A 19722-nucleotide genomic window follows, 5' to 3' on the forward strand; every position below is an offset into this window, starting at 1 on the left:
GCCTAGCCGCCGCCCAGAACAGGATTTTGCCATGGCAATGGATGCCCACGACATCGAAAAACTGATCAAGGACGGCATTCCGGACGCCAAGGTGACGATCCGCGACCTCGCCGGCGATGGCGACCACTATGCGGCCGAGGTGGTGGCCGAGAGCTTCCGGGGAAAGAGTCGCGTCCAGCAGCACCAGATGGTCTATGACGCGCTGAAGGGCAATATGGGCGGCGTGCTGCACGCGCTGGCGCTGCAGACCAGCGTGCCGGACTGAACTTCCCGGCCGGCGCGGCTCAGATCTTCACCAGCATCGCCGTGAGGTACATGAAGCCAACACCGGTCGCCAATCCGGCCATCGCACCCGGCGCGAACACTGCGCGTGTGCCGTCGGCCCGCTGACGCATCTGCATCGACACGAGTTCGACGATCACTTGCAGGATTGCTCCCGCGCCGACCGCCAACGCCAGCGCCGACCATTGCGGGGCATAAGCGAGGCTGCCGATCCATAGGCCGACGACCGCTGGCCCGCCCGCGAGCAGCGTCAGCGCGGCGAAGGTCCGCAATGGCGGGCGCTGCTTCAGGATCGGGGCGGCAATGCCTATGCCCTCGGTGATGTTGTGCAATGTGAAGCCGAGCACGAGGAAGGTGCCCAGCCCCGCCGCACCCGAAGCGAAGGCGGCGCCGATAGCCAGCCCTTCGCCCAGATTGTGCAGGCCGATGCCGAGCGCGATGAAGGTGGCGAGAGCCAGACCGGTTGGTGTCCCGCTCCGCCGGCCCGCCGCCATCAGCAGCAGAAAACTGGCGGCGGCGGCAAGCACGATCATTGTCGATCCCTGGAACAGGGCGGCTGCCTCGCCGGCCAGTTCGAACGCGTCCTCCAGCGCATCGACGAACAGGAAGGCGAGCAGGCCGACGGTCAGCGACAGCAGAAAGTCCATGCCGGCCTGCCCCACGCCACGAAGCGCTGGGTAGAACATGAGGCCGATCGCCACCGGCAGGATGCCGACGAAGGCGCCAAGCACCGCCTGCGCGACGAAGCTCAGCGAATCGCGCGTCGGCGTCGGCACGGCGACGGCGACCTCGTGCCCGAACGTCGTGCCGGTGCTGGTCACGACGTTGATCGCATGCGCCTCCCCCAGCACCCAGGGATACGGCAGACTGATCCACGCCGTGGCGCCGCGCGCGATCGGACCCGGCGGATCCTGCGTGAACTGCCAGTAGGCATCGTCGACCTGGACCTGCGCGACGGTCATCGGTTCCGACCCGCCGGCCCGGACGAGAACCCGGATGCCGTCGGCCCCCAGGATCGTCCGCTCGAAGGTGAGGTTCTCAACCGGCGGCGCACCGTTGCGGAAGCTCGACAGCGGGTCCGAGGAGACCAGCCAGACGATCGCCAGCCCGAGCACGGCGAGCGGCAAGGCGATCCAGGCCAGATAGGCCCAGCTTGAGCGGTTGGCGCGTGTTTCGGCGGAAGGCTGGCTCAGATCGGTCACGACACGGCCTCCACGACGTCGAACATGCCGGACCAACCGAGTTCGGTGAATTCCGACTGGTGGGGATGGAACATGTAGAGGCCCGGTTCGTGCTCCCGGAAATGGAATTCGAGGATGCCGCGCTCAGCCTGGCACTGGGTGATCAGGTCGACGGTCTTGAGCGTGGGGGTGAGCGTCGTGCCCTGATTGTAGTAGTCGAAGAAATTGGCATGCAGGTGGAAGGAATTGATCGGATCGAACTCGACGACGTTGACGAGATAGATGCGGACGGGCGTGTCCTTCAGCACCCGGATCGGCTTTTTCGCATAGGCGTGGGCGACCGTGTTGACGGCGTAGACCTCGTTCTCGTTGTCGAAGTTGGTGTCGAAGGCATTCATGACCATGACGAATTCCTGCCAGCCGGCATTCTCGGGCGTGCCGAGCAGGCGCGAGCGGGCGACCGCCTCGTGCTCCGGATGCCGGGCCGGATCGGGATCGATCACGAAGGCGCCGTACATGCCCTTCTGGATGTGCCGCTTCAGCGGCAGCGCGTGGCAGTGGTAGAGATGACAGCCGAACGGCCTGGCATCGAACTCGTAGACGAACTCCTCGCCCGGCCCGATCAGGCCGGCGCCGGGGACGCCATCCATGCGCGCGGCATGAATGCCGTGAAAATGCATCGAATGCGGGTGCGAGCCCTGGTTGCGGAAGACGATCTTCAGGCGCTCGCCTTCGGTCGCGCGTAAGGTCGGTCCCGGCACGCGGCCATTGTAGGTCCATGCTGGAAACATGATGCCGGGCGCGATCTCGATCTCCTTGTCCTCGGCCGTGACCTCGAAAGTGCGAAGCGTCCGCCCGTCCGGCAGCGTCGACACCGTCCCGGTGTCCCAATCGGTGAGCAGTTTGGATGGATCGAAGCCGTTGCGCGCGTCGTCGACCTCGCCGACCGTGATCATCGCGCCATGGGCCGACAGATGCGCTGGCGGCGCTTCAGCGGCTGCCTGAGGCATCTCGTGGCCGGCGTGGCTTGTCTGCCCGCGAGCGGCACTTGCCGCGACCGCAGTGCCGCCGGCAGCCATAAGGCCACCGGCCAGAAGCAGTCTTCGATCGAGCTTTCGCTCCAGCAAGGATTTTGTCTCGCTCATGCCTGCATCCCTCCATATGCCAGCGAGAATAGCGTATGCTTCAAGATTTAGCTATAGCTATATTCCGGAGAGCGGCCGATCGATGACGAACAGGTAGGCGAAGGTCTTCTTTGGGAAGCTACTCGGTTGCAGGCTTCTTCGCCGAGACCGAGATAATCGGCCCCGCCGGATATTTCCCGCCGACGATCATCCTCTCGCCGTCCGACAGCGCCGAGACCGCGCCGTCGAGGAACAACGCGTTGCGGCAGCCAAGCGCGTCGCGGAACAACCGGGCGAAGCTGCCGAAACTCACCTCCGAACGTGAGATCGCCAGCACGACGGTGTATTCATCGCGCACGCCGACGCCGTTCCTGATGTAGCGCGAGGTGCCGTTCGGCTCGAAGCGCGGGTGAATCTGACCGTCGATCACCAGCATCGGGCCTGACTGCGTGGCGAAGGCGACATCGGGTTTCGCCGCGGCATAGGCGCTGCTTTCCATGACAGCGGCCTTGCCGTCCTTGCCAACCAGAAAGACGCCGTTCGGCTTCAGGAAGAAATTGCCTTCGCCGTCGGCACTGTTGAGCGGCGACTTTTCGTTGCCGTTCTCGATCAAGAGGCCGACCGGCGACAGATTCTCATGATACATGCCGCCATTCATGGCGAGCAGCACCGGCCTGCCCTCGCCGGCCATTGCCTTGTCAAAGGCCTCCAGCGAGCCGAAGGGCTTGCCGTCCGTTCCGGCATGGAAAACACCGATGCTGTCGGCGCGAAGATCGATCTCGCAGACGACATAGGTCACGGCCTCGAAGGCAACATTCCGGCAGGGTGCGGGCAGTTCACCGCCAATGACCAGAGGCGGCGGCTCCGGGCTTCTTGGCCACCAGATAACGGCTAGCGCCGCCAGCAGGATGGCGATCAGAAAGGCGGCGCCATGTCGTTTTTTCATCATGTCCCGGAGGCTGCAATCGGCTCGGATGCTTGGCACAAGACAGGCGATCCTTTGCGCCATTTCCGCGGCAGCGGCGCAAACATCTTGTTTCGGCCCATCTATGGGTTTATTTGATGGCTATGCTTCGAGCCTGACTCCCACAGGCGTGAAAGGATATTCCATGAGCGGCATCAACGACTACATCGACAGCGAAGTGAAGGGCAACGACGTCGTCCTTTTCATGAAGGGCACGCCCGGTTTTCCGCAGTGCGGGTTTTCCGGCCAGGTGGTGCAGATCCTCGATTACATCGGCGCCGACTACAAGGGCGTCGACGTGCTGACCTCAGCCGAACTGCGCCAGGGCATCAAGGAATACTCGAACTGGCCGACGATCCCACAGCTCTACGTCAAGGGCGAATTCGTCGGCGGCTGCGACATCATCCGCGAAATGTTCCAGGCGGGCGAGTTGCAGACGTTCCTCGTCGATAAGGGCGTCAGCGTCAAAGCGACAGCCTGATTTGGGCCACCGCCTGATTCTGGTTTGAGGCCGAGTAGCCCCACCCCGGCAAATTGTTACCTCCCCTTAGGTGGGTGAGGGCGAACCGATGCGCCGGCATGCCGGCGCATATTCGTTTTGAAGATCGGACCCGCCGTGGACCAGCAGTCAGACGCGCCGCAACAGGCAAGCAAATTGCCTATTCCGCGCTGGGAATTCATCGCGCTGTGCGCGGCGCTGATGGCGCTGAACTCGCTGGCCATCGACATCATGCTGCCGGCGCTGCAACAAATCGGCGCCACGCTTGGCGTCGAAAATGAAAACCACCGCCAATATGTCATCACCGCCTACATGCTCGGCTTCGGCGGCGGGCAGCTTTTCTTCGGGCCGATTTCGGACCGGTTCGGACGCCGCGCGCCGCTGGTCGTCGGGCTGGCGATCTATGTCGTGGCGGCGGCGGCCGCTGCCATCGCCCCGTCATTCGCCATCCTGCTGCTGTGCCGGCTGGTGCAAGGCATCGGAGCGGCGGCCACGCGCGTCATCGCGGTGTCGATCGTGCGCGACACGTTCGACGGCCGGCGCATGGCCGAGGTTATGTCGCTGATCTTCATGGTGTTCATGGCCATCCCGGTGATTGCTCCGGGCATCGGCCAGTTCATCATGCTGTTTGCAAGCTGGCACTGGATCTTCATCACCATGGCGGTCGGAGCGCTGATCGTATCGGCGTGGTCGCTGCTGCGGCTGCCGGAAACACTGCGTCCGGAATATAGACGGCCGTTGACGGTCTCTTCCGTCGTCGGTGGGTTCCGCATCGTGCTCACCAACCGCCTCACGCTCTGCTACGCCTTTGCCAGCACCTTCATCTTCGCCGCGATGTTCGGCTTCATCATCTCCGCGCAGCAGATCTATATCGACATCTTCCATGTCGGCGAGTTGTTTCCGGTGATCTTTGCCGGCGTTGCGGGTGTGCTCGCCTTCTCGAACTACCTCAACTCGCGGCTGGTCGGCCGGGTTGGCATGCGCCGCCTGTCGCAGGGCGCACTGCTTCTCTTTCTCTGCATCAGCCTTGCGTGGCTGGTGGTTTCGCTCGAGATGAACATGCCACTCTGGCTGTTCATCACTTTCTTTGCCTCAGCGATGCTGCCTTTCGGCGGGCTTGGCGCCAATTTCAACGCGCTGGCCATGGAGCCGCTTGGCCAGCTCGCCGGCACGGCCGCATCCATTCTGGGCTTCATGCAGACCTTTCTCGGCGCCATCATCGGCGCGCTGATCGGTCAAGCTTTCAATGGGACGGTGACGCCGCTGGCCGCCGGCTTTTGCAGCGTCTCGGTCGCGGCGTTACTGATGATCCTGATTGCCGAGCGCGGCAAGATGTTTCAGCCACACAACCCGCCCATTTCAGGGCACGTCACCGACCTGCATTGATTTTGATCTGGAGGCCGGAAGCCTGGCGACTTAAACGCCAGAGCAGGAACTGAGCCTACTCGGCCCATAGTTCGCGGCGCAATTCCCGCCAGCTTTCCTTGTCCGGTGCGGCGAGGATCCCGCCGTCGATATGAGATGGCAGATAGGCGCTGCCGTCGATGCGCGCGCTGTGGCCGCCGGCCTCGGCATGGATCAGCACGCCGGCCAGATGGTCCCACGGCATCAGCTTGTTGTAGACGACGAAATGGGCGTGGCCGCTGGCCAGCAGCCGGTATTCATGCGCCGCGCAGCGATAGCCGAACTGCGACAGCGTCTTGGTCTGGTTGCGCGCCAGAAGCGAGCGTTGCGGCTCGGCCAGATATTGCCAGGAAACCGAACCGGTCATCTGCGAGACGGGCACGGCATCCGCGACGTGCACCTTCTCCAACGCGCCATGCGCGTGACGTATGTGGGCTCCAGCGCCCTTGACGCCGATCAGCCAGTCCTTGCCTACGGGATCGTGGATGATGCCGGCCACGGTCTCGCCCTTGACCACGACGCTCAGCATGACGCCGAACAGCGGCACGCCGGAGGCGAAGTTGAAGGTGCCGTCAACCGGGTCGATGACAAAGGCCAGATCGGCATCGCCCAGCCCCTGGAGCAGCGCCGGATTGTCGGAACAAGCCTCCTCGCCAACGATCATCGCCTGGGGGTAGCGCTCGCGCAGCCTTGCCGTGATCAGCTGTTCGGCATTGACGTCGGCCTCGGTCACCAGGTCGGCGGCCGAAGTCTTCTGGCGGACGTCGCCCTCGCCCAGCCGGCGAAAGCGCGGCATGATCTCGGCCCTGGCTGCATCGGCGAGAAGCTCGGCCAGCCAGTCGATCGCACGGTCGTCAAATGTCATCGGAAATGTCTTGTCCTGCGGTAAGGCTGCCGTTGAGGGCTGTGAAATCGAACAGTTTGCGGTCGAGCAGATGCGACGGCCTGGTGTTGGACAGCGCGCGCAGCATCGTGTCCTTGCGGCCGGGCATGCGCTTTTCCAGATCGTCCAGCATCGCCTTCATGGCGTTGCGCTGCAGGCCTTCCTGGCTGCCGCAGAGATCGCAGGGAATGATCGGGAATTTCATCGCGGCGGCGAATTTTTCCAGATCTATCTCGGCGCAGTAGCTCAGCGGCCTCAGCACCATGACGTCGCCGTCGTCGTTGAGCAGCTTTGCCGGCATGGCCGCAAGGCGGCCGCCATGGAACAGGTTCATGAAGAAGGTTTCAAGAATGTCCTCGCGATGGTGGCCGAGCACCAGCGCCGAACAACCCTCCTCGCGCGCGATGCGGTAGAGATGGCCGCGCCGCAGCCGCGAGCACAGCGAACAATAGGTGCTGCCCTGCGGCAGCTTGTCGGTGACCACCGAATAGGTGTCCTGGTACTCGATGCGATGGGAAATGCCGTGCGCGTCGAGATAATCCGGCAAGATGTGTTTCGGGAAATTCGGCTGGCCCTGGTCGAGATTGCAGGCGAGCAGCTCAACCGGCAAAAGCCCGCGCCATTTGAGATCGAGCAGCACGGCGAGCAGTCCGTAGGAATCCTTGCCGCCGGAGAGCGCCACCAGCCAGCGGTCGCCTGGCCTGACCATGGCGAAATCCTCGATCGCCTGGCGGGTCAGCCGCAGCAGCCGCTTGCGCAGCTTGTTGAACTCGACCGAAGACGGCACGTCGGCGAACAGCGGATGGAAGCCGCCTTCGGCATCGGCAACCGGTTCAAGCAGATCGGCGTTTAGTAACATGTTCATGGCGCGTCGGCCCAAATCCCTGTTGCGCCCGGATTAGCGCATTGGCTCGAAAATCGAAATCGGTTTTTGGTCGATGCTTCGCAAAGCGCGACGCCCAAAGAAAAAGGCCGCCTCGAAAGGCGGCCTTCGATATCTGCGGCAAAGAGGCCGATCAGCGCGAATAGAATTCGACGACCAGGTTCGGTTCCATCTGCACGGCGAACGGAACGTCCGCCAGGCCGGGGATGCGCGAGAAGGTCGCGACCATCTTGTTGTGATCGGCTTCGATGTAGTCCGGGACGTCGCGTTCGGCGAGACCGACCGATTCCAGAACGATGACCAACTGCTTCGACTTTTCGCGCACTTCGATGACGTCGCCCGGCTTGCAGCGGTACGAGCCGATGTTGACGCGCTTGCCGTTGACGTTGACGTGGCCGTGATTGACGAACTGGCGGGCGGCGAAAATGGTCGGCACGAACTTGGAGCGGTAGACGACCGCGTCCAGACGCGACTCGAGCAGGCCGATCAGGTTCTCCGAGGTGTCGCCCTTGCGGCGGTCGGCCTCTTCGTAGACCTTGCGGAACTGCTTTTCCGAAACGTCGCCATAGTGACCCTTCAGCTTCTGCTTGGCGCGCAGTTGCAGGCCGAAGTCGGAAAGCTTGCCCTTGCGGCGCTGGCCGTGCTGGCCGGGGCCGTATTCACGCTTGTTGACCGGGGACTTCGGGCGGCCCCAGATGTTTTCGCCGAGACGGCGGTCGATCTTGTACTTCGCGGATTCGCGCTTGCTCATCGCATTCCCTTTCAAAACAAACCACCCGGAACCTCATGGTCCGGATGAAGGAAACGCGCCCTCCTCTGGCCTCCGTTTTCGAGACCTGACAGGGTCTTCCACGCAATGCGATGGAAAGCCCACGGGACACGTCAGTCTAGACAAGACCAAGGAAACGATAAACCTGATTTCCCGGGGCTTGCCATGCAAAAGAAACCACCGGGCATTGCGGCCCGGTGTTGGTGGGCTCGTTAAACGGAGATTTAACCGGTGTCAAGCTCGCGGCTGGCGCCGGCTGCGGCACCCCTATAGCTTTTCTGGTGTTAAGTGCGGTGCCGGATGTGGCGGTGTCGTTGCCAACGGCATTAGGAAGGGACTGGAGCTAGAGGAGCCAAAAGTCGTATGAAAAAATTCTTCCTTTCGTTGGTAAGTGCAGCCGTCCTGGCAGGATCGATGTCGATTGCCGTCCCCGAGCCGGCGATGGCCAGGCATTGGCACGGTCACAGGCACCATCAGGTCTGCCGCATCGTGGTGAAGAAGAAGGTCGTCTGGCGGCACGGCCACAAGAAGGTCATCCGCTACAAGGTGAAGCGCTGCTGGTGGCGCTGGTAGTTTCGGCTTCGGCCTGAAGTGAAGGGCCCGCGGTCTGGGCCGCGGGCTTTTGTTTTTGACGGCACAGTATCCGGGCCTCAGTCCGCCGATTTCTTCTCGGGCAGCCCCTTGCGCTTGGTCTCGGCGAATTCCTCAAGCTGCTTTTCGTTCATCGATTCATACATTTCGCGTGCAGCGCCTATGAGTTCGCCTTTCTTGGTTTCGCCGCGTTTGGCCGAAAGCGCGGCGCCGGCGGCCTTTTGCTGGGCTTGTGATTTTGCAGGCATATCGGTTCCTCCTTTTGCTGCCAGAAGAAGAAACGTTGCGCTTCGGCGAGAGTTCCAGCTCTGGCGGCCAACTCCCGGTCCGCGCTCGTGTCTCCCCATGGCCGGCCCGCCTGCCGGCAAATCGGCATTCCCGTGTCCGGAACGCCAGTGTAGGACAGCGCCATGAAATCATTGACCGATCCCTCGCAAGCCCTCTCCACCGGCCTCGCGAAAATCCGAACCGAATTCCATGTGCCGGACGGGTTTCCGCCCAACGTGATGGCCCTGGCACAGAGGGCGGCCAGACGGGTGCCCAGCCAGCATGCCGACCGAACGGCGATGCCTTTCGTGACACTCGATCCGGCGACTTCCACCGATCTCGATCAGGCTTTTTCGATCGAGGCGAGCGGCAGCGACCTCCTGCTGCACTATGCCATTGCCGACGTAGCCTGGGTCGTCGAGGACGGAGACGCGGTGGATCTCGAAGCCTGGGCGCGGGGCGAGACCCTGTACTTGCCAGACGGCAAGGCCGGGCTCTATCCCCAGGTGCTTGCCGAGGGGGCCGCGAGCTTGCTGCCCAGCGGACCGCGTCCGGCAGTTGTCTTCACGATTCGGATCGCCGCGGACGGCGCGGTAAGACTGGATGGCGCGGAGCGGGCCATCGTCCAGAGCCGCGCCAAGCTCGCTTACGACAGCGTGCGAGCCTCCGACGTTCCGGCCGGCTTCGCCGAAATTGCGCGGCGCATGGCGGCAAACGAAGAGCGTCGTGGCGCTTCCCGCGTCGACCCGCCCGAGCAGGAAGTCGAGCAGCTTGCCGACGGCACATTCCAGCTTTCGTTCAGGCCGCTGCTGCGATCCGAGCAAAACAACGCCGCGCTTTCGCTCGCCGCCAACATGGCGATTGCCGACGCCATGCTGGCACACCGGACCGGACTGTTTCGGGTGATGGCGCCGCCGGATGCGTCCAAGGTGCAAAGACTGCGCAACGCGGCACTGGCTCTCGGCCTCCCCTGGCCGGCTTCGACTAGTTTAAGCGACTATCAGCGAACCCTCGATCCGGGCAACAAGCAACAGGCAGCGCTGATGCTGGAAATCCGCCGTGCCGGTTCCGGTGCGTCCTACCAACCCTATGAGGAAGGCGTTGTGCCGTGGCACGAGGCCATGGCTGCGACCTATGCCCACGCCACCGCGCCGCTGAGGCGGCTTGCAGACCGCTACGTCGTGCGCTGCGCGCTGGCAATCGCCAACGGCCAGCCGGTGCCCCGCGCCGTCACCGAGGCGTTTGCCAGACTGCCGAAAGTGATGGGGCGCGCGGATGCCCGCGCCTCGCAGATCAACCACGCGGCCATCGACCTTGCCGAGGCGGTGATGCTGAAGGGACGCCAGGGCGAAATGTTCAAGGCCGTCGTCACCGACGTCGCCGACCAGCGTATGCGCGTACAGCTCTCGAACATGCCTGTCGTTGCGAATGTGAAGGCATCCGGGTTTGGCCAAGGCGACAGCCTGACGCTAAGGCTTGTTTCGGCCGATCCGGATCAACGCCTTATTGTCTTCGAACCAGCCTAGCGCGCGCTCAACCCAAAGCCCTGCATCAGCCGGCTGATGGCGAAATCCGGCTTTCCCGAGGTAAAGACAGCGATGTCGGGCTCGCTTTGCGGCAACGGCCCGTCGACTGCCGGAAGCAGCGACAGAGCGCGGCGGGCAATCGCCTCGGCCGGGTCTATCCAGTCGACCGGCCAGGGTGCTGTCTTGCGCATGCGGTTGGCCAGGAACGGGTAGTGCGTGCAGGCGAGCACGACGATATCGGTGCGCAAATCGTCATGCTGGACGAAGCACGGTGTGATCTCGGCGCGCACGGCCTCTTCGTCGACAAAGCCCTCGCGCATGTAGGCCTCGGCCAGTCCGGCCAGATTGTTGCTGCCGACCAGGCGGACATGGCATTTCTGCGCCCATTTGCCGATCAGGTCGCGCGTGTACTGGCGCTTCACCGTGCCCGGCGTCGCCAGCACCGAGACCAGCCCGGAGCGGGTGCGCTCGGCTGCCGGCTTGATTGCCGGCACGGTGCCGACAAAGGGATGGCCGGGGAATGTTTCGCGCAGCGCGTCGATCACCAGCGTCGAGGCGGTGTTGCAGGCGATGACCGAAATCGCCGGCTGAAAACGGTCGAGCAGCTTGGCGAAGAGATCGAGTATGTGAGCCTGCAGCGTCGGCTCTTCCCAGGCGCCATAAGGAAAGGCCTTGTCATCGGCGACATAGACGAAGCGCCGGTCGGGCATCAGCACGCGGGCTTCGCGCAGCACCGTCAATCCGCCAACGCCGGAATCGAACATCAGGATCGGGCGGTGGCTTGATCGATCGCTCATTGATGTCGGACCATGGAAAGGGGCTGGAGATCAGAAGGGCTGGCCGGTGATGTGGCCGATGCCGTTCTATCTGCAACGATCATGGTCTTGAAGTGGCGAATTCACCCAAGTTTTGCGCAAAGCCGGTGAAGACCGCTTTCCGATTGCTCTACAGCCCACGCTTGCCGAAGCCCGCGGGCCTTGGCCGACCCAGCGGTTGGACGGATGGCACCGAGCGTGTGGCCGGTGCTGCGGCGCGCGCAGTGGATGGCGCAGCGCTGTTGGTCATCCGGCCGCTGACCGACGGAACAGCGCCCTCGAAATCGAAAACCGATGTCAGCTCATCGATATTGCTGCCGGCCACCGGCTTCGCCACCAGGATCGTGCACCAAAGGCCAAAGATCGACAGCGCAAGCAGGTTCAAACCACTGGGCGTGCTTTCCGGATTGTTGAAATCGATGACAAGCAGCGTGCCGGCCTGCAGGAAGGCGTAGATGGCGCAGAACACGATGTAGGACCACAGGATCCAGCCCTTCCCGTTGGCGTCGCGGCTGCGCCGCCAGGCGATGTTGCCGCGCATAACCACAGCCAGCAGCGAAACGACGAGGACCGCGCCGGCCATTCCTTGCCGCGACGGACCAGGCGCGGAGTTGATGAAGCCCTCAAAGCCCATCGTGCCGACAATGCACACCAGAGCAGCCATGGCCTCGAGGAAAGCTACCCCAAGGGAATAGAAGAAGAAGCGCATGCGGCCGATATTGGAGGTGAACATGAGCGACCCACCGTTTTCACAACAATAGATCAGCACCAGGTAATATTCGGTTACGCCGGACGTTCGAAGCTTACAGACCTTAACCTTCTTGGTCTGTCTTCCGGTTTCGCGCGGCGGCCGGAAGCCGTCTCGGATCGTCTCCGGGCGAGCCGTCGCCGCGCGGCATGGCCGGCGAAAACCGGTCCAGCGACGAAATGATGCCGCGCAGCACCTTCAGTTCCGCCTCGGCAAACCCGGCGCGCGTCAGGACAGCGCGCAGGTTGTCGACCATCTTCGGCTTCTTCGGCGCCGGGCGGAAATAGCCGCGCGCTTCGAGCGCGCCTTCGAGATAGGCAAACAGGCCGTGCAACTCTTGCTTGCTCGCCGGCTTCATTTCCGGGCTGGAGAAATTGGTCGTCGTCTCATCCTCCAGGCCCGACTTCATCCACTCATAGGACATCAACAGCACGGCCTGGGCGATGTTCAGCGACGAAAAGCCGGGATCGACCGGAAAGGTGACGATCTCGTCGGCGAGCCCGACTTCATCATTGTAGAGGCCGAACCGCTCGCGGCCGAACAGGATGCCGGTGCGCTGGCCAGCTATCTGACGAGCCCTCAGCGCCCTGCCCGCCTCGACCGGTCCGCGCACCGGCTTGAAGCCGTCGCGCTCACGCGCCGTGGTGGCGAAGACGAAATTGAGATCCGCCACCGCGGACGCCAAATCGCCAAACACGGTGACGGCATCAATGACATGGTCGGCGCGGCTGGCGGCAGCGCGCGCCTTCTCGCTTGGCCAGCCATCGCGCGGATTGACGAGCCTGAGTTCCGACAGGCCGAAATTGGCCATGGCGCGCGCGACCATGCCGATATTCTCGCCGAGTTGCGGGTCGACGAGGATGATCGCCGGGCCGGCGGCGGAGACGTTTTCAGGAGGTTGCGCGGCGGACATGATCTCAATGAACTGCTGTTTGCGGCATTTTCAGCGTTCCCTGCCACATCCACCCGCCAAAATGAAGCGTTTGCAAAAACACCAGGTCGCCGCGCGGACGGCCCATTCAGCGCCGATCGGCGTTTGCGCCGCCAAATAGGCTTTGATATACGGGCCGCATCCCCGGCCGAAAGCCATGCGGGCAAGGCCGTTTTGTTCCCCAAAAGCGAGGCATTCTTTCCATGGCGAAGATCAAGGTGGCGAACCCGGTCGTCGAACTCGACGGCGACGAGATGACCCGCATCATCTGGCAGTTCATCAAGGACAAGCTGATCCACCCTTATCTCGACCTCAAGCTCGAATATTACGACCTCGGCATCGAGCACCGCGACGCCACCAACGACCAGGTGACCATCGATTCGGCCAACGCCATCAAGAAATGGGGCGTCGGCGTCAAATGCGCGACGATCACCCCCGACGAGCAGCGCGTCGAGGAATTCAAGCTGAAGAAGATGTGGAAGTCGCCGAACGGCACCATCCGCAACATCCTCGGCGGCACTATCTTCCGCGAGCCGATCATCATGAAGAACGTGCCGCGGCTGGTGCCCGGCTGGACCAAGCCGATCATCGTCGGCCGCCATGCCTTCGGCGATCAGTACCGTGCCACCGATTTCCGCTTCCCCGGCAAGGGCAAGCTGACCATCAAGTTCGTCGGCGAGGACGGCAAGGTGATCGAGCATGACGTGTTCGACGCGCCCGGCGCCGGTGTGGCCATGGCGATGTACAATCTCGACGACTCGATCCGCGAGTTCGCCCGCGCCTCGCTGAATTACGGCCTGCTGCGCAACTATCCGGTCTATCTCTCGACCAAGAACACCATCCTGAAAGCCTATGACGGCCGCTTCAAGGACATTTTCCAGGAAGTCTACGAGGCCGAATTCGAAGCCGAGTTCAAGGCGAAGAAGCTTTGGTACGAGCATCGCCTGATCGACGACATGGTGGCGTCGAGCCTGAAATGGTCGGGCGGTTATGTCTGGGCCTGCAAGAACTATGATGGCGACGTGCAATCCGACACGGTGGCGCAAGGCTTTGGTTCGCTCGGCCTGATGACTTCGGTGTTGATGACGCCGGACGGCAAGACGGTGGAGGCGGAAGCCGCGCACGGCACCGTGACGCGCCACTACCGCCAGCACCAGAAGGGCGAGGAAACCTCGACCAATTCGATCGCCTCGATCTTCGCCTGGACGCGCGGGCTCGCCCACCGGGCCAAGCTCGACGACAATGCCGAACTAAAGCGTTTTGCCGAGACGCTGGAAAAGGTCTGCATCCAGACGGTCGAGAGCGGCTTCATGACCAAGGACCTGTCGCTGTTGATCGGCCCCGACCAGCCCTGGCTGTCGACCACCGGCTTCCTCGACAAGATCGACGAGAATCTGCAAAAGGCGATGGCATAAGCCGACAACGAAGGCTCCGAGAGGAGCCTTCGCTTTTTGGACGAGCAATGCGAGCAGGAGCGAGGCTGAGCGATGACCAAGCCGACCCTCTACGGCGCTGATTACAGCGTCTATGTCCGCATCGCGCGGCTGACGCTCGCGGAAAAAGGCGTCGACTATCAACTCGTGCCGCTCGACATCTTCGCTGCCGAAGGCATTCCGGCCTGGTATCTGGAGCATCACCCGTTCGGCCGCATCCCTGCCTTCGAGCACAACGGCTTTCGACTGTTCGAGACCAGCGCAATCGCCCGCTATGTCGATGAGGCGTTCGACGGCCCGGCGCTGCAGCCGAAAGACCCGCATGGCCGCGCGCGGATGAACCAGATCATCGGCATGCTCGACGCCTATGCCTACAGGTCGATGGTCTGGGACGTCGCTGTCGAGCGGCTGGAGAAGGAAGCGCCCGACGAGGCGCTGATCGCCAACGGACTGCGCCAGGCCGAAACGGTGCTCAGGGTGCTTACCGCCCTCAAAGCGCCGGGGCCGTGGCTGCTCGGCGATCAGCCGACGCTGGCCGACCTGCATGCGGCATCCATCATCGCCTATTTCCTCAAGGTCCCCGAGGGGCAAAAGCTGCTTGCCGCGTTCGCCGACATCCAGGCTTGGTGGGACGGAATCGCCTGCCGGAACGCCTTTGCCGTGACCGAAAAGGCCGATTGAGCGGCTGCAGAGGGCGACGGGCTAAAACCCGATCTCGGGTCTTCTGACCATCAGCCAGAGAATGGCAAGCACGGCGGCGAAGGCCGGAAAGCCGCAGGCAAACCATATGCGAAACAGGCGCTTTTCCTCGGCCGGCAACGGTGCGTTATCAGCGGCCGCCTGCCGCGCCAGATTGCGGATGCGGATCTGGATCCAGACCACCGGTAGCCAGAACAGGCCGGTCACGACATAAAGCAGCAGGGACAGCACGATCCAGCCTTCGGAAAGCGGCCAGCCCACGGCCTGCGCCAGCAGCACGCCGGTGATCGGCTGCACGATAACGGCGGTTGCGGTGAAAATCGTATCGGCGATGACGACGGTGTCCGCGACATGGGCAACGAGTTCGGCGCGGCCGGTGCGCTGCGCCATCAGCATGAAGAAGGCGATGCCGGCGCCGGTGCCGAACAACACCGTGGCGCCGATGATATGCGCCCAGCGCAGGAGGTCGACCCAGAGGTTCATCGCTCGTCCAAAATCGCCAAGGCCACCAGGGCAAGGCACAGTGCGGGAACAGCCTTCACGATTGCTCCCAAAGGATCGAGCCACAGATCGGGCGCAAGCGCGGTTGCTGCGCCAAGATAGACCAGCGTGATGGCAATCATCCCCATCAGTGCGAGGCGCGCCAAGGACCGCACGAGAACAGCGGCCCCGACAGCGATGTCGGCCACGCTCCCGGCAAGAACCATCCCGAGCGCGAGCGCCGGCGACAGGCCATGCGAGACCAGAATGTCGGCGGCCACATCCTGTTTGATAAAGCCGACAATTCCGGACACCAGCCAGAACAGTGACAGCACGCCGAACACGATCGGTTTCAGCAGCCAGAGGCGGGCGAACCACCGCTCCTGGACGTGAGCCGGCATGGCGGCCAACGTCGCTTCCAGCGGCTGCAACTTGTGATCCGATATCTCGTTCCAGGACCGGGCACTCCCGGTCACGCCGCGCGCCAGCGCGGCAAGGGCTGCGCTGCGCAGAGGCGAGCGCCAGCCAAGCCGGCCGAGACCATCGGCAACAACAGCCGCGATCCCACCGAGAAACGCCGGCATCGGCACCACGCGGGCCGGCGGCAGACCAAGCCATGCCCGGAAGGCTACCAAGACATGGGCGAGCGAGCGCGCCTCGGCTTCAACGAGATCGACGGAAAGACGCGGCGGCAGGGATCCGGCAACCGCGCGCGACACGGCCTCAGTGACGTCCGTGACGGCCACGGTCTGGATCGGCTGGCGCGCCATGACGGCAGGGACAAAGCTGGGAAAAGCCGCAAGGGCGCGCAAAAGTGCCGTCCCGCCATAGGCGGCGGGCGCGATCACCAGGCCCGGGCGCAGGATGGTCCACTCCAGCGTGGAATTTGCGACGGCTTTGTCGCCTTCACCCTTGGTGCTGAAGAAAACATCTGCCGAGGCGGGATCGGCACCGATGGCGGAGATCTGCACGATGCGGCTGACACCGGCCTGTTCGCAGGCGGTGACCAACGCGGTTACGGCGCCGCGGTGGATGGCGTCGAGGCGGTCGCGCGGGCCGTCCTGCAAGGCGCCTGCGGCATTCACCACCGCATCCATGCCGGCGACCATCGGCAGCCAGTCTTCAGCGGCAAGCAGCAGCGCCATGTCGGCCGCAATCCACTGCACAGCCGGCCAGCGCCGCTCGGCATCCCTGATGTCGCGGCCGAGGCCGACCACCTGATGCCCGTCGCCAACAAGGCGGGCGACGACGGCTTCGCCGATCAGTCCGTAGCCGCCGAGGACGAGCACCTTGTTGCCGGGGCTATCGGGCATAGGATGGCTTTCAGGCTGCCTCCAGCGCCGCCTTGACCGCGGCGATCGCATCATTGGCCTTCGAGGCATCCGGGCCGCCGGCCTGCGCCATGTCGGGCCGGCCGCCGCCGCCCTGCCCGCCCAAGGCGGCGGACGCAACGCGCACCAGATCGACGGCGCTGAAGCGGCCGACAAGGTCGTCGGTGACGGCGACGACGACGCTTGCCTTGTTGTCCTCACCGGCGCCGACGAAGACGACGACGCCCGAGCCGAGCGAGGTTTTTCCCGCATCGGCCAGCGGCTTCAAATCCTTAGGCGACACGCCGGAAACGGCCTTGCCGAGGAAGCCGACACCGGCGACGGTCTCGTTCTCTGAGGGCGCGCCGGCCGCGGCGCCGCCGCCCAGTGCCAGCTTCTTGCGCGCTTCGCTCAGCTCCTTCTCGAGCTTCTTGCGCTCTTCAAGCAGCGTCTCGACACGCGCCGGCACGTCGGCCGGCGAGATCTTCAATGTCGAGGCGACGGCCTTCAGACGCCTGTCCTGTTCGTCGAGATGTTTGCGCGCGGCTTCGCCGGTCAGCGCCTCGATGCGGCGCACGCCGGCGGCGACCGCGCTGTCGGAGACGACGCGGATCAGACCGATATCGCCGGTTGCCCGGACATGGGTGCCGCCGCAGAGCTCGACCGAATAGGGCCGGTTGGCCTTTGCGCCGTGCAGGCCGGTGCCCATCGACACGACACGCACCTCGTCACCATATTTCTCGCCGAACAGCGCCATGGCGCCTTCGGCAATGGCATCGTCGACCGACATCAGGCGGGTCGTCACCGGGCTGTTCTGGACGACGATTTCGTTGGCCATGCGCTCGACCTCTTCGAGGTCTTCCGCCGAGATCGGCTTGTTGTGCGAGATGTCAAAGCGCAGCCGCTCGGGCGCCACCAGCGAGCCCTTCTGCGCGACATGGGTGCCCAGCACCTCGCGCAGCGCCTCGTGGATCAGGTGCGTCGCGGAATGGTTGGCGCGCAGCCTGGTGCGGCGCGCATGATCAACCTTCAGCTCGACGGCGGCACCCGTTTTGACGGTGCCGCTTGCCACCTTGCCCAGATGCACGAACAGACCGTCGGCCTTCTTCTGCGTGTCGGAAACCTCGATCGAGAAACCTTCGCCGGAGATGACGCCGGTGTCGCCCATCTGGCCACCGGATTCGCCATAGAACGGCGTCTGGTTGACGACCACCGCCACGGCGTCGCCCTTGCCGGCGCTGTCGACGGTCTTGCCGTCCTTGACCAGCGCCTGGATGAGGCCTTCCGCAGCTTCAGTCTCGTAGCCGAGGAATTCGGTGGCCCCGGTCTGTTCGCGCACCGAAAACCACACCGTCTCGGTCGCGGCCTCGCCGGAGCCGGTCCAATGCTTGCGCGCCTCGGCCTTCTGCAGCTCCATCGCGTGGGTGAAGCCGGCAAGGTCGACCGAGATGCTGCGCTGGCGCAGCGCGTCCTGCGTCAAATCGAGCGGGAAGCCATAGGTGTCGTAAAGCTTGAATGCGGTCTCTCCGTCCAGCATGTCGCCGGCATGAAGCGTTTCAGTCGCTTCCGAGAGCAGGCCGAGGCCGCGCACCAGCGTCTTGCGGAACCTGGTTTCCTCGAGCTTCAGCGTCTCGGTGATCAGCTGTTCGCCGCGCAGCAGTTCGGGATAGGCCTGGCCCATCTCGCGCACCAGCGCCGGCACGAGCTTCCACATCAACGGCTCCTTGGCGCCGAGCAGCTGCGCATGGCGCATGGCACGGCGCATGATGCGGCGCAGCACGTAGCCACGGCCCTCGTTCGACGGCAGCACGCCATCGGCGACCAAGAAGGAGGAGGAGCGCAGATGGTCGGCAATGACGCGGAAGGACGCGACCGTCTCCTTGTCAGGCCCCTGCCCGAGCGCCGACGACGCTGCATCGATCAGGTGGCGGAACAGATCGGTCTCGAAAACGCTTTCCACCCCTTGCAGGATGGAGGCCATGCGTTCCAGGCCCATGCCGGTGTCGATCGATGGGCGCGGCAGGTCGATGCGCTCTTCCTTGGTGACTTGCTCATACTGCATGAACACCAGGTTCCAGAATTCGAGGAAGCGGTCGCCATCCTCTTCCGGGCTGCCGGGAGGGCCGCCCCAGATGTGCTCGCCACGGTCGATGAATATCTCCGAGCACGGACCGCACGGTCCGGTGTCGCCCATCGCCCAGAAATTGTCCGAGGTCGGGATACGGATGATGCGGTCGTCGGAGAAGCCGGCGATCTTCTTCCAGAAGCCAGCCGCCTCGTCATCGGTGTGATAGACGGTGACCAAGAGCTTGTCCTTGTTCAGCCCGAATTCTTTCGTGATCAGGTTCCAGGCAAGCTCGATGGCGCGCTCCTTGAAATAGTCGCCGAAGGAGAAGTTGCCGAGCATTTCGAAGAAAGTCAGGTGGCGCGCGGTGTAGCCGACATTGTCGAGGTCGTTGTGCTTGCCGCCGGCGCGCACGCTCTTCTGCGCGGTGGTGGCGCGCGAATAGGGCCGCTTCTCCAGGCCGGTGAAGACGTTCTTGAACTGCACCATGCCGGCATTGGTGAACATCAATGTCGGGTCGTTGCGCGGCACCAGCGGGCTCGAGGCCACGACCTCGTGGCCCTCCTTGCGGAAATAGTCGAGGAATGTCGACCGGATCTCGTTCACGCCACTCATCACTGCTGCCTTTTCGCGAAAACCGCCGGCACGGCCGGCGGAAACTGGTCTCTGCTTTTAGAAGATCGACTTGGCCTTTTAGCGGGCACGCCCCACCCTGTCCAGAAACACGGAATTGGGCCAATCGAGCAGCGCGTCGACCATCCAAAAACAAAAACCGCCGGCGCGAAGGCCGGCGGTTTGGAACGCGATACTAAAGAACTCAGTACTTAAGCACCGGATAATAGACTGGATTTATGGCCGAACTCTGACC

20 protein-coding genes are annotated in these 19722 nt (G+C 63.6%); 7 read left to right on the plus strand and 13 right to left on the minus strand.

The features are described 5' to 3' along the window. Window positions 1-31: 31 nt before the first annotated feature. Entirely contained in the window at window positions 32-265 is a 234-nt protein-coding gene (locus AC1D1N_RS14830) for a BolA/IbaG family iron-sulfur metabolism protein (protein WP_010909092.1), read from the plus strand. A 19-nt stretch (window positions 266-284) separates the two neighbouring features. Here AC1D1N_RS14830 and AC1D1N_RS14835 read toward each other — a convergent pair whose 3' ends face one another. The 3 genes from AC1D1N_RS14835 to AC1D1N_RS14845 form a co-directional block, all read right to left on the minus strand. Further along, a complete protein-coding gene (locus tag AC1D1N_RS14835) occupies window positions 285-1484 on the minus strand; it encodes a ZIP family metal transporter (protein WP_477349328.1) in 1200 nt (399 codons plus the stop codon). Continuing rightward, complete coding sequence (locus tag AC1D1N_RS14840; protein ID WP_112561432.1) at window positions 1481-2608, minus strand: multicopper oxidase domain-containing protein; 1128 nt, start codon at window positions 2606-2608, stop codon at window positions 1481-1483. Before AC1D1N_RS14840 ends, AC1D1N_RS14835 begins: the two co-directional genes overlap by 4 nt. Window positions 2609-2726: 118 nt before the next feature. Beyond that, a complete protein-coding gene (locus tag AC1D1N_RS14845; RefSeq protein ID WP_477349331.1) occupies window positions 2727-3536 on the minus strand; it encodes a phosphodiester glycosidase family protein in 810 nt (269 codons plus the stop codon). A 160-nt stretch (window positions 3537-3696) separates the two neighbouring features. Between AC1D1N_RS14845 and grxD the strand changes: the two genes are divergently transcribed. Both grxD and AC1D1N_RS14855 read left to right on the plus strand, forming a co-directional pair. After that, the gene (gene grxD, locus AC1D1N_RS14850) at window positions 3697-4032 is read left to right on the plus strand and encodes a Grx4 family monothiol glutaredoxin (protein WP_112392325.1); all 336 of its coding nucleotides are present in this window, start codon (window positions 3697-3699) and stop codon (window positions 4030-4032) included. A 135-nt stretch (window positions 4033-4167) separates the two neighbouring features. Further along, window positions 4168-5436 (plus strand): multidrug effflux MFS transporter, encoded by a 1269-nt coding sequence (locus tag AC1D1N_RS14855; RefSeq protein WP_477349333.1) that lies wholly within the window; start codon window positions 4168-4170, stop codon window positions 5434-5436. A 55-nt stretch (window positions 5437-5491) separates the two neighbouring features. On the opposite strand, the gene AC1D1N_RS14860 is transcribed toward AC1D1N_RS14855, so the two are convergent. The 3 genes from AC1D1N_RS14860 to rpsD form a co-directional block, all read right to left on the minus strand. Further along, entirely contained in the window at window positions 5492-6319 is an 828-nt protein-coding gene (locus tag AC1D1N_RS14860; protein WP_477349335.1) for an inositol monophosphatase family protein, read from the minus strand. Then, window positions 6309-7202 (minus strand): tRNA 2-thiocytidine(32) synthetase TtcA, encoded by an 894-nt coding sequence (ttcA, locus tag AC1D1N_RS14865; RefSeq protein WP_477349337.1) that lies wholly within the window; start codon window positions 7200-7202, stop codon window positions 6309-6311. Before ttcA ends, AC1D1N_RS14860 begins: the two co-directional genes overlap by 11 nt. A gap of 151 nt (window positions 7203-7353) precedes the next feature. Beyond that, a complete protein-coding gene (rpsD, locus tag AC1D1N_RS14870; RefSeq protein ID WP_027028657.1) occupies window positions 7354-7971 on the minus strand; it encodes a 30S ribosomal protein S4 in 618 nt (205 codons plus the stop codon). Window positions 7972-8352: 381 nt separating this feature from the next. Here rpsD and AC1D1N_RS14875 point away from each other — a divergent pair, with 381 nt between their 5' ends. Continuing rightward, window positions 8353-8562: a hypothetical protein gene (locus AC1D1N_RS14875; RefSeq protein WP_112561428.1), complete on the plus strand. Its 210-nt coding sequence runs from the start codon at window positions 8353-8355 to the stop codon at window positions 8560-8562. Window positions 8563-8639: 77 nt separating this feature from the next. Here AC1D1N_RS14875 and AC1D1N_RS14880 read toward each other — a convergent pair whose 3' ends face one another. Beyond that, entirely contained in the window at window positions 8640-8828 is a 189-nt protein-coding gene (locus AC1D1N_RS14880) for a DUF3008 family protein (RefSeq protein WP_436259723.1), read from the minus strand. Between the two features lie 162 nt (window positions 8829-8990). Here AC1D1N_RS14880 and AC1D1N_RS14885 point away from each other — a divergent pair, with 162 nt between their 5' ends. Next, window positions 8991-10373 (plus strand): RNB domain-containing ribonuclease, encoded by a 1383-nt coding sequence (locus tag AC1D1N_RS14885; RefSeq protein WP_477349340.1) that lies wholly within the window; start codon window positions 8991-8993, stop codon window positions 10371-10373. Here the strand turns inward: AC1D1N_RS14885 and murI are convergent. The 3 genes from murI to AC1D1N_RS14900 form a co-directional block, all read right to left on the minus strand. After that, window positions 10370-11170, minus strand: a complete 801-nt coding sequence (gene murI / locus AC1D1N_RS14890) for a glutamate racemase (RefSeq protein ID WP_436259721.1) — start codon at window positions 11168-11170, stop codon at window positions 10370-10372. The two genes, AC1D1N_RS14885 and murI, sit on opposite strands and share 4 nt — an antisense overlap. 148 nt (window positions 11171-11318) lie before the next feature. Beyond that, the gene (locus AC1D1N_RS14895; RefSeq protein WP_436259720.1) at window positions 11319-11921 is read right to left on the minus strand and encodes a DUF805 domain-containing protein; all 603 of its coding nucleotides are present in this window, start codon (window positions 11919-11921) and stop codon (window positions 11319-11321) included. A gap of 79 nt (window positions 11922-12000) precedes the next feature. Then, a complete protein-coding gene (locus AC1D1N_RS14900; protein WP_477349342.1) occupies window positions 12001-12849 on the minus strand; it encodes an RNA methyltransferase in 849 nt (282 codons plus the stop codon). A gap of 221 nt (window positions 12850-13070) precedes the next feature. Between AC1D1N_RS14900 and AC1D1N_RS14905 the strand changes: the two genes are divergently transcribed. Continuing rightward, complete coding sequence (locus tag AC1D1N_RS14905; protein WP_112561422.1) at window positions 13071-14282, plus strand: NADP-dependent isocitrate dehydrogenase; 1212 nt, start codon at window positions 13071-13073, stop codon at window positions 14280-14282. Window positions 14283-14354: 72 nt separating this feature from the next. Then, window positions 14355-14981, plus strand: a complete 627-nt coding sequence (locus AC1D1N_RS14910) for a glutathione S-transferase family protein (protein WP_477349344.1) — start codon at window positions 14355-14357, stop codon at window positions 14979-14981. Window positions 14982-15002: 21 nt separating this feature from the next. On the opposite strand, the gene AC1D1N_RS14915 is transcribed toward AC1D1N_RS14910, so the two are convergent. The 3 genes from AC1D1N_RS14915 to alaS are packed head-to-tail and all read right to left on the minus strand — an operon-like array spanning window position 15003 to window position 19469. Continuing rightward, window positions 15003-15482, minus strand: coding sequence for a DUF2269 family protein (locus AC1D1N_RS14915; RefSeq protein ID WP_436259717.1), 480 nt, complete (start codon window positions 15480-15482; stop codon window positions 15003-15005). Further along, window positions 15479-16792, minus strand: a complete 1314-nt coding sequence (locus AC1D1N_RS14920) for an SDR family oxidoreductase (protein ID WP_477349347.1) — start codon at window positions 16790-16792, stop codon at window positions 15479-15481. Before AC1D1N_RS14920 ends, AC1D1N_RS14915 begins: the two co-directional genes overlap by 4 nt. Window positions 16793-16802: 10 nt before the next feature. Next, window positions 16803-19469: an alanine--tRNA ligase gene (gene alaS, locus AC1D1N_RS14925; protein ID WP_477349349.1), complete on the minus strand. Its 2667-nt coding sequence runs from the start codon at window positions 19467-19469 to the stop codon at window positions 16803-16805. Between the last annotated feature and the right edge of the window lie 253 nt (window positions 19470-19722).

It is taken from the genome of Mesorhizobium sp. P2_B5, assembly GCF_056404775.1.

Bases quoted from the DNA above. Each gene is read 5' to 3' on its own strand.
- grxD (WP_112392325.1), top strand. From the start codon at position 3,697: ATGAGCGGCATCAACGACTACATCGACAGCGAAGTGAAGGGCAACGAC.
- AC1D1N_RS14830 (WP_010909092.1), top strand. From the start codon at position 32: ATGGCAATGGATGCCCACGACATCGAAAAACTGATCAAGGACGGCATT.
- AC1D1N_RS14860 (WP_477349335.1), bottom strand. From the start codon at position 6,319: ATGACATTTGACGACCGTGCGATCGACTGGCTGGCCGAGCTTCTCGCC.
- AC1D1N_RS14840 (WP_112561432.1), bottom strand. From the start codon at position 2,608: ATGAGCGAGACAAAATCCTTGCTGGAGCGAAAGCTCGATCGAAGACTG.
- rpsD (WP_027028657.1), bottom strand. From the start codon at position 7,971: ATGAGCAAGCGCGAATCCGCGAAGTACAAGATCGACCGCCGTCTCGGC.
- AC1D1N_RS14915 (WP_436259717.1), bottom strand. From the start codon at position 15,482: ATGAACCTCTGGGTCGACCTCCTGCGCTGGGCGCATATCATCGGCGCC.
- AC1D1N_RS14885 (WP_477349340.1), top strand. From the start codon at position 8,991: ATGAAATCATTGACCGATCCCTCGCAAGCCCTCTCCACCGGCCTCGCG.
- alaS (WP_477349349.1), bottom strand. From the start codon at position 19,469: ATGAGTGGCGTGAACGAGATCCGGTCGACATTCCTCGACTATTTCCGC.
- ttcA (WP_477349337.1), bottom strand. From the start codon at position 7,202: ATGAACATGTTACTAAACGCCGATCTGCTTGAACCGGTTGCCGATGCC.
- AC1D1N_RS14875 (WP_112561428.1), top strand. From the start codon at position 8,353: ATGAAAAAATTCTTCCTTTCGTTGGTAAGTGCAGCCGTCCTGGCAGGA.
- AC1D1N_RS14895 (WP_436259720.1), bottom strand. From the start codon at position 11,921: ATGTTCACCTCCAATATCGGCCGCATGCGCTTCTTCTTCTATTCCCTT.
- AC1D1N_RS14880 (WP_436259723.1), bottom strand. From the start codon at position 8,828: ATGCCTGCAAAATCACAAGCCCAGCAAAAGGCCGCCGGCGCCGCGCTT.
- AC1D1N_RS14910 (WP_477349344.1), top strand. From the start codon at position 14,355: ATGACCAAGCCGACCCTCTACGGCGCTGATTACAGCGTCTATGTCCGC.
- AC1D1N_RS14920 (WP_477349347.1), bottom strand. From the start codon at position 16,792: ATGCCCGATAGCCCCGGCAACAAGGTGCTCGTCCTCGGCGGCTACGGA.
- murI (WP_436259721.1), bottom strand. From the start codon at position 11,170: ATGAGCGATCGATCAAGCCACCGCCCGATCCTGATGTTCGATTCCGGC.
- AC1D1N_RS14905 (WP_112561422.1), top strand. From the start codon at position 13,071: ATGGCGAAGATCAAGGTGGCGAACCCGGTCGTCGAACTCGACGGCGAC.
- AC1D1N_RS14845 (WP_477349331.1), bottom strand. From the start codon at position 3,536: ATGATGAAAAAACGACATGGCGCCGCCTTTCTGATCGCCATCCTGCTG.
- AC1D1N_RS14900 (WP_477349342.1), bottom strand. From the start codon at position 12,849: ATGTCCGCCGCGCAACCTCCTGAAAACGTCTCCGCCGCCGGCCCGGCG.